Source organism: Lactobacillus xylocopicola, assembly GCF_033096005.1.
GTDB classification, from domain to species: Bacteria; Bacillota; Bacilli; order Lactobacillales; family Lactobacillaceae; genus Lactobacillus; species Lactobacillus xylocopicola.
In genome coordinates this window covers 793,337-807,544 of the sequence record NZ_AP026803.1, presented here as the reverse complement: position 1 = coordinate 807,544, position 14,208 = coordinate 793,337, and the positions used below count along the sequence as shown (strand labels likewise).

At 44.5% G+C, this 14,208-nt stretch carries 10 protein-coding genes and 1 other RNA gene; 9 read left to right on the top strand and 2 right to left on the bottom strand.

Annotated elements, in window-relative coordinates:
- Position 1 precedes the first annotated feature (1 nt).
- The 6 genes from addA to nth all read left to right on the top strand — a co-directional run bounded on the left by addA (position 2) and on the right by nth (position 9,605).
- Positions 2–3,619, top strand: a complete 3,618-nt coding sequence (gene addA, locus R8389_RS04080) for a helicase-exonuclease AddAB subunit AddA (RefSeq protein WP_317638208.1) — start codon at positions 2–4, stop codon at positions 3,617–3,619.
- An 18-nt stretch (positions 3,620–3,637) separates the two neighbouring features.
- Entirely contained in the window at positions 3,638–6,445 is a 2,808-nt protein-coding gene (locus R8389_RS04075) for a helicase C-terminal domain-containing protein (RefSeq protein WP_317638207.1), read from the top strand.
- Complete coding sequence (locus R8389_RS04070) at positions 6,414–6,896, top strand: hypothetical protein (RefSeq protein WP_317638206.1); 483 nt, start codon at positions 6,414–6,416, stop codon at positions 6,894–6,896. The genes R8389_RS04075 and R8389_RS04070 overlap by 32 nt, the downstream gene beginning before the upstream one ends.
- A gap of 64 nt (positions 6,897–6,960) precedes the next feature.
- On the top strand, positions 6,961–8,259 hold the full coding sequence (gene asnS / locus R8389_RS04065) for an asparagine--tRNA ligase (RefSeq protein WP_317638205.1): 1,299 nt from the start codon (positions 6,961–6,963) through the stop codon (positions 8,257–8,259).
- A 75-nt stretch (positions 8,260–8,334) separates the two neighbouring features.
- Complete coding sequence (locus tag R8389_RS04060; protein WP_317638204.1) at positions 8,335–8,976, top strand: DnaD domain protein; 642 nt, start codon at positions 8,335–8,337, stop codon at positions 8,974–8,976.
- Complete coding sequence (nth, locus tag R8389_RS04055) at positions 8,976–9,605, top strand: endonuclease III (protein WP_317638202.1); 630 nt, start codon at positions 8,976–8,978, stop codon at positions 9,603–9,605. The genes R8389_RS04060 and nth overlap by 1 nt, the downstream gene beginning before the upstream one ends.
- A 45-nt stretch (positions 9,606–9,650) precedes the next feature.
- Here nth and R8389_RS04050 read toward each other — a convergent pair whose 3' ends face one another.
- Together R8389_RS04050 and recU are read right to left on the bottom strand one after the other, a co-directional pair.
- On the bottom strand, positions 9,651–11,984 hold the full coding sequence (locus R8389_RS04050; RefSeq protein WP_317638201.1) for a transglycosylase domain-containing protein: 2,334 nt from the start codon (positions 11,982–11,984) through the stop codon (positions 9,651–9,653).
- Positions 11,984–12,607, bottom strand: a complete 624-nt coding sequence (recU, locus tag R8389_RS04045) for a Holliday junction resolvase RecU (RefSeq protein WP_317638200.1) — start codon at positions 12,605–12,607, stop codon at positions 11,984–11,986. Before recU ends, R8389_RS04050 begins: the two co-directional genes overlap by 1 nt.
- Positions 12,608–12,676: 69 nt before the next feature.
- Here recU and R8389_RS04040 point away from each other — a divergent pair, with 69 nt between their 5' ends.
- From R8389_RS04040 to rnpB, 3 genes are all read left to right on the top strand, one after another.
- The gene (locus R8389_RS04040; protein WP_317638199.1) at positions 12,677–13,243 is read left to right on the top strand and encodes an SLOG family protein; all 567 of its coding nucleotides are present in this window, start codon (positions 12,677–12,679) and stop codon (positions 13,241–13,243) included.
- A 93-nt stretch (positions 13,244–13,336) separates the two neighbouring features.
- Positions 13,337–13,759, top strand: a complete 423-nt coding sequence (locus R8389_RS04035; RefSeq protein ID WP_317638198.1) for a DivIVA domain-containing protein — start codon at positions 13,337–13,339, stop codon at positions 13,757–13,759.
- A 26-nt stretch (positions 13,760–13,785) separates the two neighbouring features.
- Positions 13,786–14,150, top strand: an RNA gene (rnpB, locus tag R8389_RS04030) — RNase P RNA component class B.
- Positions 14,151–14,208: the final 58 nt, after the last annotated feature.

Sequence of the window (14,208 nt, the reverse complement as noted above, 5' to 3'; positions counted from 1 at the left end):
CATGCCTAAATTCACAAAAAAACAGCAACAAGCAATCACTGATCGCGACCAAGACATCCTAGTTTCCGCTTCAGCTGGCAGTGGCAAAACGACAGTTTTAGTACAACGCTTGCTACAAGAAATTAGTGCTGGCACTGGAGTTGACCAACTCCTGGTGGTAACCTTCACTAAGGCTGCCGCCCAAGAAATGAAAAGCCGCATCAAGACAGAATTACAAAAACAAGTTAATCGGGCCACTAATTCACAATACTTACGTCAGCAGCTTAACCTGGTTGATGCGGCCAATATTTCTACGATTGATGCTTTCTGTCTTGATGTCATCCACCGCTTTTATTATGTGATCGACCTTGACCCTAGCTTCAGCATTTTGACTGATGAAACTCAGGCTGGCTTAATGCGCGAGCGGGCTTTGCAGGAAATCGAAGCCGAATTTTTGGAAAAGCAAGACCCGGGCTTTATTGCATTCTATCAAAACTTTGCCGGTGACCGGGATGTAGCAGCGGCCCAGAACCTCTTGCTTGACCTCTACGACTATGCCTTAGCCAAGCCCGATTACCGCAGCTGGCTTAATGACCTGGCACAAAAATATGAAGTTCAAGGCGAAATTGTACCATCTGCCTTATGGCAAGATAGGATTAAACCCTACTTAGTGGCTATCTTTGCTGAGCTAAAGCAAAAACTTGCAGAATTGCTAGAAGAAACTCTGCTTGAGAGCAAGGAGCTGAGTAAAGTTAAAGAAAATTTCACTTTGTTTCAAAAGTGTTTAACCGGCTACTTAGACGCACTCAAAAGTGATGCCAACTATGACCAACAACGAGCAATGTTACGTAGCTGCACCTTTGCTAGCGGAATGCGGCGGTCCAAAAAATGGGACGAAGATCTGTTGGACTTTTATGATGAGGCCCTGGCCCTCAAAAATGAGGCAACAGAACAAGTTTTTACTATTTTTACGTCTTTTTATGCGACCACTGAAAAAGAGCAAGTTGAGTTGCTAGATAAGGGCCAGCAACTCACTACGGCCATTACCAGAGCTGAACTGGCTTTAATTGATCGCTTTACTGAATTGAAACGGTCAGAAAATCTGCTCGACTTTAGTGATATGGAGCAGCTCGCTTACCAAATCCTCAGTCAAGATACCACCAATTCACAAGTGGCGCGCTCCTTTTACCAGAACAAGTTTAAAGAAATTATGGTTGACGAGTATCAAGACATTAATGCCTTGCAGGAAAAAATTCTCCAATTAATTAAACATGAGGGACAAAACAACTTATTTATGGTGGGGGATGTCAAACAATCTATCTATGGCTTTCGGCAGGCTGAACCGGCCCTGTTTTTGCATAAGTACCACCAGGCTGCCGACCAGAAAAATCCGGGCGCGGAACGTATTCTGCTTTCTGAGAATTTTCGGTCTACTAAACCCGTAGTCAAGTTTGTCAACCAGGTCTTTGACCGCGTCCTAACAACCGGCTTTGGCGGCATCAATTATGCTGAGGAAGGACAGTTAGTTTGGGGAGCCGACTACTATCCCGCCCCCTTGCCGCAAGCTACCGAGCTTATTTATCATGATCAGGAACAAGCTAATGAGGAGCGCCAGGATGATGACGATGAGCTTGATTCGGCTGAGATTGCTATGGTCATTAACCGCATCAAGCAGTTCAACAATGAAAATTTGCAGGTTTATGATTCGCAAACGGGTAAATTACGCAAGTTTGAATACAGTGACATTGCCATTTTAACCAGGAGTCGCAGTGACAACTTACGAATTATGCAAGAATTTGCCAAAAACCAGCTACCACTGCTGGTAACTGACGCCAAAAACTACTTCCAAACGCTGGAACTCACTATTATTATGAATTATCTGCGGATTATTGATAATCCCGACCAGGATATTCCATTAGTTGCAGTGCTGCGGTCGCCGGTGTTTAACTTTACTGAAGCGGACCTGGCTAAGATCAGAATTCAGAGCCCTAAAACCAGCTTTTATTATGCCTTAACCGCCTATTTGACGGTAAGCGATCAGCTAAGTTCAAAGGTTAAAGACTTTTTAAATCAACTGGAAGATTTGCGAAAATTCTCAACCAACCACCGTATTTCTGAGTTAATTTGGAGTATCTATGAACGAACCAGCCTCTTAGAGATTATGACAGCCTTACCTAACGGCAAGCAGCGCCGAGTTAACCTTGAGGCCTTGTATGAGCGAGCAACTTCATACGAAAGCGCCGGCTTTAAGGGGCTTTACCAGTTTATTAACTTTATCGAGCGCATGCGCCGTAGCCAGAAAGACTTGGCCCAGCCGCTCTTAACTAAGGAAGCTGACCACGCCGTCAGATTGATGACTATCCATGGGTCCAAGGGATTAGAATTCCCCATTGTTTTTTACCTTGGCCTGCAACACCGCTTTCAAATGCGTGAGCTCAGCAATAACTACCTCATTAGCGGCGATAACGTGGGCTTAACGGTCCGCCAGGAACATTACTGGGCTGATACACTGCTTAAGTCCGCTGACAATTTGGATAAAAAGCAACAGCTGCTTGAAGAAGAGGCCCGTATTATGTACGTGGGAATGACGCGAGCTCGGCAAAAGCTGATTCTTGTTGCTGATTTAAAGAACGTACCCCAGACAACCAAAGTCTGGGACCAGCAGTCAGCTCACCACCGCCAGCTGACTTTACATGATAAGTTAGCCGCAACTAGTCCCATGAGCTACATTGGGCCAGCAATTAAGTGGGACCGGCAGGTCCCCCAGACCATTGGTGAGGTTACTGCTGCCCTTGATGAAAGCCAAGACCTGCTCATCTTCAACTACCAAGAAGAACCGATTAAAGCAGCGGTAGTCGCGCCAGCAAACCATGAAGCAAAAAATGATCCAGCCACCTTGCTAGAGAAGACCGCCCAAAAACTTTATGACTTTTCTTATCCTTTTAAGGACGCCAGCCAAACAACGGCTTATCAATCGGTCTCAGAAATCAAAAAAGCCTTCAACGATCCACTGGATGTCGAACTGGAAAATGCCCACCTATTGTCCTCGACAAATCGCTACCTTCAACCAATTGATACTAAGCCCAACTTTCTGTTTGAAACTAAGTATACCGGGACTGAGATTGGCACGGCAATGCACCTTATTTTGCAATATTATGATTATCGCGGACCCGGTGACCGGGCCCAGTTAGAACACGAACTGGATGACCTAGTGGACCAGAATAAGCTGCAGGCGGCAATTGTCCCCAGCCTAAACTTAGATCAGCTTGATTGGTTCGTGCACAGCGATTTTGCCCGCTATTTTTGGCGGAATCCGGAAAATTTGCAGCGTGAAGTCGAGTTTTCGAGTCTACTACCAGCGGCCAAACTGTTTGCTGATTTTAGTGATCCTAGCGCACAAATTTTGATTCATGGTACCATTGACGGGTACTTTACTGGCGATGATGGTATCATATTATTTGACTATAAGACTGACCATATTGATACTGACCACTTGGAGCTGGCCATCTCCAAAATCAAAGAAAAGTACACCGGCCAGCTCCGCTTGTACGAGCGGGCACTAAATTCTTTTGCCAGCAAACGGGTCAGCCACAAGTATTTGATTTTGCTTGATGCTGAGCAAGTTGTCGAAGTTAGCTAGAAGAGGGGCAGGGGAAAGATGACCTCATTTACTAAAGAAACTTTTGCAGTAGTTGATCTCGAGACTACTGGGACGCGACGCGAGGATGATAACCACATCATTCAATTTGGGTGCGCCATCATTAAGAATATGAAGGTGGTCAAAACCTACTCGTTTATGATCAATCCCCACCGTGATATTCCACTGGCCGTGCAAAACCTAACACATATTCATAACGTGGATGTGGCGAAGCAGCATGATTTTTCATACTATGCCCCGAAGATTATTAAAATTCTTAAAAACACCATCTTTGTGGCCCACAACGTTAACTTCGACTTACCATTCTTAAACTATGAACTTGTTCAACACGGCTATGAAGCACTGACCAATCGTGCAATTGATACCGTTGAACTAACTAAAATTGCTTTTCCAACCTTACCATCTTATAAGTTAAGCGACTTAACTGACCAACTCGCAATTAAGCACCTTAATCCGCACAAGGCTGATTCTGATGCATATGGAACCGCCGTCCTCTTCATCAAGGCAATTGCTGAATTAGAAAAATTACCCCAAGCAACACTAAATACACTCAGTTCCCTAGGTCACGGCCTAACCCGGGACACGTCATGGGTATTCACTAAGATAGCTGATCAGCTCCGTCAACAAAAACGGCCGCTCGGCAAGGAATATCGCCAAATTCGCACCATTGTTTTGCGCAAGCAAGCCGCTAAAAATGGACGCGAACAGACTACGCCCGTTGCAACTTTTCCAGTAAATAAAGTTAAACAAAATTTATTTAAAGAAAAAATCAACTACCGCAAGCCCCAGGTCGACTTAATCAATCAGATTAATGCCTTTTTACAAGAAGCGGACCAACGGGCACTATTGATTGAAGCACCTAATGGTACGGGCAAAACTTTTTCCTACTTGTTCGCCTATGCCTACCAGTTATATACGGGAAGAAAGTTGGTAGTTGCAACGCCTACTCAGGTTTTGCAAGAGCAGATTATTAGCCATGAAATTCCACAGTTGCTAGACGTAACTGGTCTGGACTTGACCGCCGAGGTAGTTAAATCGAGTAGCCATTATATTGACCTCGATGGCTTTTACCAGACCCTATACCAGGGAGCCAACAACCAATTAACCCTTATCTTGCAAATGCGTATTTTGGTCTGGTTGACCAAAACCAAAACCGGTGACCTGGATGAGTTGCAATTGACAAGCTACCGGGCACCTTTATTTACCCAAATAACCCATCCGGGAGATGCGCGCGTTGCCAGCAGCTTTGCTGAGGCTGATTTCTGGAATCTGGCCCGCCAAAGGCAAGAACAGGCCGATATTTTAATTACTAACCATGCTTACTTGGCTAATCACTACCATGACACCATCTGGGGCCAACATCCATACCTAGTCATCGATGAGGCACACCGTTTCGACGATAACGTGATTAGTTCACGCAACGACTCATTCCAGTTTGAAGCGCTGTGGGGCGTGCTTAACCACCTGCGCAATATGTTGTATTACGCTGAGGATAGTATTCTCAGTCAGTATGGCAATGATGTCCAGTGCAATTTTTTACTAGAAAAGATCAACCCAGCTATCCGTGAACTCATCCACGTGCTCAATCAACTGCAACGTTTGCTGTATTCTAAGCGGTCCAAAGCTGTTAACCAAACCACACTGGCTAACGGGAATGTGCAACTTAGTTTTCAGACGACCGATTTATTCCCTAAAAAAGGGAAATTCCGGGCCAAACTAACTGAATTTCAACGCAAGCTGGAGCAAGTCCAGCAAAAGACCAACCAAATTCTCTTTAAACTCGAAAATGATCTGGACACTTCCACAGCTGACCAAGAGGCCGTGCTCAGCGAACTGACCACTCAGCTTGACCGGTTGGACTTTTACGTTTCTAAAAGCTACCAATTGTCTGACTTATTGCATCGCGCCGACAAGTTGGAACAAGAAGGATTTATTGTCACTTTGACTGACCCGCAGGATCCTTTAAGTGCTAACCTTAACTGGATTATGCTTGATGCTAGCAGTGAACTAAAGCAAATCTACGACCGCTTTGATCATATTTCTTTTGTCAGTGCAACTTTGACCAGTGAAAACGACTTTACGTTCACAATTAAGCAGCTAGCCCTAACAGACTTGCAGCCGCAAACATATCTTGGCAAAAGTACCTTTAAGTTAGCTGCGCACTTGGATGTACTGACCGTAACTGACGCACCGGATAGCAACAATTCGCGCTACGATAGGGTCTTAGCCCAGCTTATTGAAAATGACTTAAACCACAAAAATCATGTGCTCGTTTTAATGACTAATTTAGACACCATCAGAGAAGTGTTCCGGACGATTTTGAACTCGCCTAATTTACGTGATTTTGAAATTTTGGCGCAGGGCGTTTCAGGTTCTAATAATCGGATTTCCAAACGTTTCGCCATTGCCAAAAAGGCCATTATTCTTGGCGCTGACAGTTTTTGGGAGGGAATTGACTTCCATGAATGCGGTGTTGACTTGGTAATTGCGGCCAAGTTGCCCTTTGAATCGCCCGACCAACCAGAGGTCAGGCTTCGCCAGAAGCAGCTCCAAGATCGCGGAATCAATGTTTTTCAAGCCGATACGATGCCCCGGGCCGTTATCCGCTTCAGGCAAGGAATGGGGCGGCTGATTCGCGGCGAACAAGACCAGGGGCAATTTTTAGTCCTCGATTCACGCCTTTGGACCAAAGATTATGGTAAAGTATTTTTACAAGCCATTCCGGTAGAAGCGCAAAAAATCAGTTTAAAAGAAGTACGAAAAAAGTTGGAAAACTATGATAAAAGACGATACAAGACAGACCATTAAAGTTGTTGCCTGGCTGGTGGCAGCTTTGGTGCTGCTATACTTTGCCACGCTAGTTATTTTCTACCGGGCAAGCAGGCCAGAGCGCAGCCAAACACAAGAAATTAACCGCGTGGCCAGGCAAAAAACACCAATTACCACTATTACCAAAAATTATCACCTGGATCGTGGCGTTAACAGTTACGCCTTAATGGGCGTGGGTAAAAATAAGCAAAAATATTACTTTGTTTATTTGCCTGGTTCTAAACGAGCCTACCTCTTACCGGCCCAAAAAGGGCTTAGCGAGGCGGCAATTAGGGCTAAATTTACTGCTAAGACCCCTGGTGAAAAGATTACCAAGGTAAATCTAGGTTGGTACCGCGGGCGGGCAGTTTGGGAAACAACCTCCAAAAATTATGCTGGATCCTACCATTACCGGTTATATGACTTTAAGAACGGAAATTTAATTGGTTAGGTCGCCAAGTTTAAAAATCTTTGGTATTATTAAGCTGATACGATATGGAAAGTAGACGAAAGATATGACAAAATTAATTTCAATCAGAGATTGCTCCCAGCATGTCGATGAAACAGTTAAGATGCACGTGTGGTTGACTGACAAGCGTTCTAGCGGCAAAATTGTATTCTTACAATTGCGTGATGGGACCGCCTTTTTCCAGGGGGTCATTAGAAAAAATGATGTCTCTGAAGCAGTTTTTGAAACTGCCAAGTCCCTGCACCAGGAAGCCAGCTTTTATCTGACGGGCACCGTCCACCAAGATGAACGGTCGCACTTTGGTTATGAATTGCAAATTTCTGATTTAGAGCTGGTTACTAACACGGAAGATTACCCTATTGGTAACAAGGAACATGGCATCGAGTTCTTACTTGATCACCGCCATCTCTGGTTAAGAAGTAGACGTCCCTTTGCAATTATGCGCATTCGTAACACGGTCTACAAGGCAACTGTTGACTTCTTCGAAAAAGAGGGCTTCGTTAAGTTCGATGCCCCAATTTTTATGCATTCTGCGCCCGAAGGAACGACTGAATTATTCCATACCGAATACTTTGGTGGAGATGCGTACCTATCACAATCCGGCCAACTGTATGGCGAAGTCGGGGCAGAAGCTTTTGGCAAGATCTTTACCTTTGGTCCGACCTTTAGAGCAGAAGAATCTAAAACTAGACGCCATTTAACTGAGTTTTGGATGATGGAACCTGAGATGGCTTGGATGCACCAAGATGAATCGCTCGACCTCCAAGAACGTTTCCTAGCTTATGTAATTAAACAAGTCCTAGAAAATTGCCAGTATGAACTCGAACTGCTTGAGCGCGACCCTAAGAAGTTAGCACCAGCATCTGAAGGTAACTATACTAGACTCTCCTATGATGATGCAGTCAAGTTACTGCAAGAAGACGGACGCGACTTTAAGTGGGGCGATGACTTCGGTGCCCCAGACGAGGCTTTTATTTCTGAACAATTCGACCGACCATTCTTTATTGTCAACTATCCAACTGCCATTAAGCCGTTTTACATGAAGAAGAACCCTGATAATCCAAAAGAGTACCTCTGTGCCGACGTATTAGCACCTGAGGGTTATGGCGAGATTATGGGCGGATCAGAGCGTGAAAGTGACTATGAAACCTTGAACAAGCAGATTGCGGAAGCAGGGTTGAATGAGCAGGACTACAGTTGGTATATGGATTTACGTAAGTATGGTAGTGTGCCTCATTCCGGCTTTGGCATGGGCTTTGAACGGGTAATCGCCTGGATTTGTAAGTTGGACCACGTCCGGGAAGCAATTCCGTTCCCACGAATGATCAACCGCATTCAGCCTTAAAGTTAAGCTAACCAAATATTTTCAAAAGTTGAACTAGGTAACTTAGTTCAACTTTTTTTAAAAGGGAGCATGAACTTGCATTACAATGATTATCGTATATTAGGTTTTACCACCTTTAGCAATGGGTTGCTCGCCTATTATCCGCAACTTAAAATTAGTGACGCCGAGCTTATTCTGATTATTCAGCTGGAAATGTTCAGCCAAAAAAACGAACCTTTTCCCTCAAATGAGCAATTAGCCGCCAACACTAATTTTTCGACTGCAGAAGTGGCAAGCCTCATTCAACAATTAATTGAACAAAAATATTTGACCATCGCCCAGGTCACTGATGATAATGGTAGAATTGGCAATGTCTATGAGCTTAATCAGCTATACACCAAAGTAGATGAATTCCTAACCCAACAGCTCGGGACACTTAAGCAGGGCGAGCATACAGAACAAACAATTGCTGCAGTCGACAATAGTCAACTAAACCAGCTAATGCGTCAATTTGAAATAGAATTCGGCCGTTACCTAAGTCCCATCGAACGCGAGGAGGTCGCTGCCTGGCTAAATGTGGACCATTATGATCCAGAAATAATCAAACTGGCGCTAAGAGAAGCCGTACTAGCCCAAGCGTACAGCCTCAAGTATGTTGACCGCATTTTGCTCAATTGGCAACGCCACAACTTAAAGACAAGCAGTGAAGTACAAAAATTTTTACAGAGGAACCGATAATGACTGAAGCAAAATTATTGACTACTGCAGAGGCACGTAAAGTACTTAGAAAAATCAATGAACTGTACCCAAATGCTAAGAGTGAACTAATCTGGGACAGCAAATTCCACTTGCTGTGTGCTGTTTTGATGAGTGCTCAAACAACCGACAAGATGGTTAATCGGATTATGCCGCGCTTTATCGCAGATTACCCTAATCCCCAGTCTTTAGCCCAGGCCTCAATAGCAGACATTGAAGAACACATTGCCCAGATTGGTCTTTTTCATTCTAAAGCCAAGCACCTTAAGGCAATGGCCACCATCTTGGTCGAGCAATACAATGGCCAAATTCCTGCTAACAAAAAGGCCCTGGTCACTTTACCGGGAGTAGGAGAGAAGACTGCCAATGTTGTCTTGGCAGACGGTTATGGCATTCCGGCGATTGCCGTAGACACACATGTAGCACGGATCTCCAAGCGATTTCAGATTGTCAGTCAAACGGCTAAACCCGCAGAAATCGAAAAACGGTTGGAGGAAATTTTGCCCCCTGAAGAGTGGATTCAAACTCATCACGCCATGATTTTATTTGGCCGCTATTCGATGACGGCCCGCGACAAAGACGATCCTTATAGCTACCTCCAGCAAAAATAGGTAAAGTAAAAACCACATCAAAATGATGTGGTTTTTATAATGTTATCAATGATTATTATTGCTCGTCTGATTGTCTGTAGTTCCACTACCGGCATCTGAATCATCCTGATTGTTATTTGCCTCAGGCGGTTTGGGTTGTTCGCTAGGTTCCTTTGGCTTGATCTTCTTTTTGTTAGTAGAATTAGTGTTAGTTTGATTTTCTTTAGCTTGCTTAGGCGACCCATTATGGCGTTCTACGGTTGATCGACTAGCTTCCGTATTGTTGGCTGACCCGGAATTATTATTTTTTGTTGCCTCGTCTTCCTCATCATAATCACTGGGGTCATCAACAATCCCAGCCGGAGCATGGCCACGAACAAACAACTGCCATTCACCGTTGCTGGAAACTTCAGGTGGGTTAGAATTTTTGGCAATTTTGGCCCGTACCACAGAGTCTGGTTTTTGCCAATTGACATTCTGCTTATTGCGCATCAGATAAGACATCATATTTTTATAAAAAAGCTGAGCTGATTGCTGCCCAATACCAGATATCGTCCCATCTTTCAGATTATCGTAACCGGTCCAGATACCGAGCGTGTAGCTCTGGGTATAACCAACAAACCACGAATCCTTGGGAGTTGCGGCATAGCTTGGGTAGCGGGCCAAGTCTTGTTCAGAATACTTGACTGATCCAGTCTTACCAGCGTGGTAGAGTCCCTTGATTTGGGCATTGGTACCAGATCCTCGTTTGATAACTCCCTTTAGCATATCAGTAATCAGATAAGCCGTCGACTTGCTCATGACCCGGATGCCTTCGGAATCATAGTTTCTCGTTAATCCATCGGGAGTTTCAATCTTCGAAACAAATTGCGGCTTGTGGTAAACCCCCATGTTGGCAAAGGCACTAAAGGCACCTGCCATCTGCAAACTAGATGCTTCTGCACCAATGGCAACTGACAGACCAGCATCCTTGGGGATAGTAATCCCCAGCTTACCAGCGAACCGGCCCGCCCGCTTGACTCCAACCGCCTTCAAGGTTTTAACAGCGGGGACATTGCGCGATTGCTCAAGCGCATGTCGCATATTCATTAAGCCATCATACTTGTTATCCCAGTCATAGAGTTGGATATTGGTCCCCGGGTAAGTGTACTTGCTATCATTAAGCACCTTGGCCGTGGACCAATTCAAGTATTCAATTGCCGGTCCATAATCCAACACAGGTTTAATCGAAGAACCGGTTGACCGGCTTGTCTGGACGGCCCGATCGAGTCCTAGTTGTACCGTCGAAGGTAAGTGGCGCCCACCAAGAATGGCGACAACATGACCATTTTCGGGATCAACCACGGTAGCACCAATCTGCATCCGGTCATTAGTAAAGGGCACCTGTCCGTTATTGGCGAGTTCATAAAGCTTGTTTTGAGCCTTTTGGTCAATATTAACAGTGATTTTTAGGTTGTCGCGGTAGGGGTCAAAGCCCTTCGCCCGAACCTCCGCAATTGCTTCTTTGATGTATGGATCATCGATTTTTCGCAAGTTTGATTGCGCCTCTTGCTTGTAAGGCTTCAGCCCTTTTTTGATACTTTCTTTTTTCGCCTTAACATATTGCTGATGAGTGATTTTTTCATTATCCAGCATAGCTTTCAATACAAGGTTGCGGCGATATTTAGCATATTTGGGGTATGTGTAGGGGTTGTATGCGGTCGGCCGATTCGGCATTCCGGCAAGTAAAGCAGTTTGGGCGAGGTCTAGCTGACCAACTTTTTTACCATAGTAAAAGTCAGCAGCCGTCCCGATCCCGTAATTACCATAATTCATGTAGACTTTATTAATGTAAAATTCTAAAATCTCGTCATGGCTATACTCGCGCTGCACTCGCATCGCCAGCCAGGCTTCCTGGGCCTTGCGCCGCAGCGTCCTTTGGGCAGGCGCATCAGTTGAAAAAACTGTCAGCTTGACCAATTGCTGCGTAATTGTCGATCCTCCGGCAGCAATACTCTTACTTTGAGCGTTAGTTAGCATTGACCCAGCAATACGAATCGGATCAATTCCCAGCTTGTCCTTGTAAAAACGCTTGTCTTCAACGGAAACAATCGCATCTTTTAACAATTGCAAGTCTGGACTGTCCTTGACGTAAATTCTTTTGCCCGAGCCTAGAGCTAAGATAAACTTACCACTTTTGGTGTAAAATCCGGTAGAGCCGCCACTTTCAAGTTGAGCCTTGCTGACATTAGGGGCATCCTTAGCATAGTATGCAAAGAGGCCAACCCCCGACACTAAGATCAGAAAGACGCCTAAAAACAGCCACTTTAAAATTCGCCGCCACCGCGGCTTAGACTGGTGATGGCGGTATTCTTGGCGTGACTTACGGCCACTAGTAGAATGATAATCATTTTTTGCCATTAGTTACTTTTCCTATCTGCAATAAACTGATCCACGGCCGTTAAATACGGTAGGGTAGGTTGGAAACCGCTCGCGATTTCAACTGACCAGGATTCGATTTCGGCTAAAGTTACAGAACTTTTACTTTTAGTCCACCATGCTTTGATCACCGCACTGGCTGGAGTCACAAAGTAGCGGTTAAGACTGGTGAAACCGATAATTGTAAAACAAATACCCGCTTGTTTCAAGCATTTTTCCAGATGAACAATCTGGTGCTCATGAAAATTCTTCAAGGGAAAACTGGTCTTGTTTTTGGTTTCCTTAGCTTCAAAGTCTAAGTAGTAACCATTATACACACCATTGTAGTCCGTGGTAGACTCTTGCCGAAAGTAGGCTTCCTTGATTACCGCCCGCGACCGTTTAGGGTAGTCGACCTTGACGATTTGAACTGGTGTGGGCTTTTTATGGACAACTGCAACTTCCTTAAGCAGATAATATTTGTTCGATTCATTAATCATTTGCTCAAGGGTCATCCCACGGTCGGAAAAACTAACATCCTTGCGGTGGTGGGATTCTCCCCGTTTTTGAGATACCTTAGTAAATTTTTGTAATGCAGCAGCACTGCCACTTGGATATTTGACCATCAATCTCACTCCTGATAGCATTATAGCAATAAAGGACAAGTTTTTGAACAAGGAGCCACCTCTTTCATTATGCAACGACTTTGGGTAAGCGGTTACCGCAACTACGAATTAAATACTCTGGGCGACCAGGATCCAAAAATCAAAATCATTAAGCTGGCGCTTACCCAGCGTCTGACCACTTTACTTGACAACAGTCAGCTGGATTGGGTCATCACTGGTGCTAATCTGGGCGTTGAACAATGGGCTAGTGAAGTTGCAATTGAGCTGCGTAAGGAGTATCCCCTGCGGGTCGCAATGCTTATTCCTTATGAGGAATTTGCTAGCCGCTGGAATGAGGTCAATCAAAGTAAGTTTCTGCAGTTAAAAAAAGCGGTGGATTTTTTTGCGGCTACCTCTAACCAACCATATCAAAGCCCTGTCCAGCTCCGCAATTACCAGAACTTCATGCTTCTCCACACCGACCGAGCCTTGCTACTGTATGATGAGGAGCAGCCGGGCAAACCTCAGTTTGACTATCATTTAATCAAAAAATACCAAGAAACCAAGGAATATCCCCTAGACTTAATCGATTTTTATGATCTCCAGGATACTGCCGAGGAATATCAGTCGGACCAGGAAGACCAATTTAATGAATAAATTTCTAAAACTTTTCCTAAAGTGAGGTTTTTAGTTTTAAGCCGTTATTCTTTTTGCTAGAATAAAGAGGATTGATAAAGGAGTTGTCTGATTATGACAGATATAAAAAATGTTAAATTAACGACAGATGATATTTTAAAAAAGGAATTCAGAACCAAGGTGAAGGGCGTTGATCCAGAGGAAGTTGACACCTTTTTGGACCAGGTAATCGATGATTATGATACTTTCCAGCAGATCATCGAAGACTTATACGGGCAAATTGGCAAACTGCAGCGCGAACTAATGGATGACCAACATCATGACCGTTCTGCGACTGAACCCCAAACACCTGAAGAGCCGCAAGAGCATGCCGAAAGGGTTAAAAGATACACTCCGACTAAGCATTCTGATAGTCAAGACAGTACCGCTGCGGAAGCAGAAAATTCGACTAACATGGCCATTATCCAACGTATCTCTACACTTGAACGTAAGGTGTACAACCTCGAACAACGAGTTTATGGGTTACAAAAGGACTAAGCTCTGGTATAATTTTTACTAGTGCAAATTTTGGGCAGTCGCGGTTTGGTCCTTATGACTGAGCTGAGGAAAGTCCACGCACGCACAGACTGCGATGTCTGTAGTGCTCGTATTTAGCCCAATAAGCTAAAGGATTTTTGATTACGGCGAAAAAAGTGCTAAGTCGCAAGATATGCATGAATATTCTGAAAAGTGCCACAGTGACGAAGCAGGAGCGGAAACGCTACTGGTGGAACGAGGTAAACCCTGCGAGCGTGCAACCCAAATTTGGTGGGGGCGTCTCAACCGCTGAAAATGAACTAAAGGTTGGATTGCTAGTCAATAGCAAAGATAGATGGCTGCCAACGGTGATTTTGCCAAAAATCACCTGAACAGAACGTGGCTTATAGAAATTTGCACAGGCAGCGTTGAGCTTTTCAAAGGGCTCAGCGCTTTTTTTAAAAAAAATG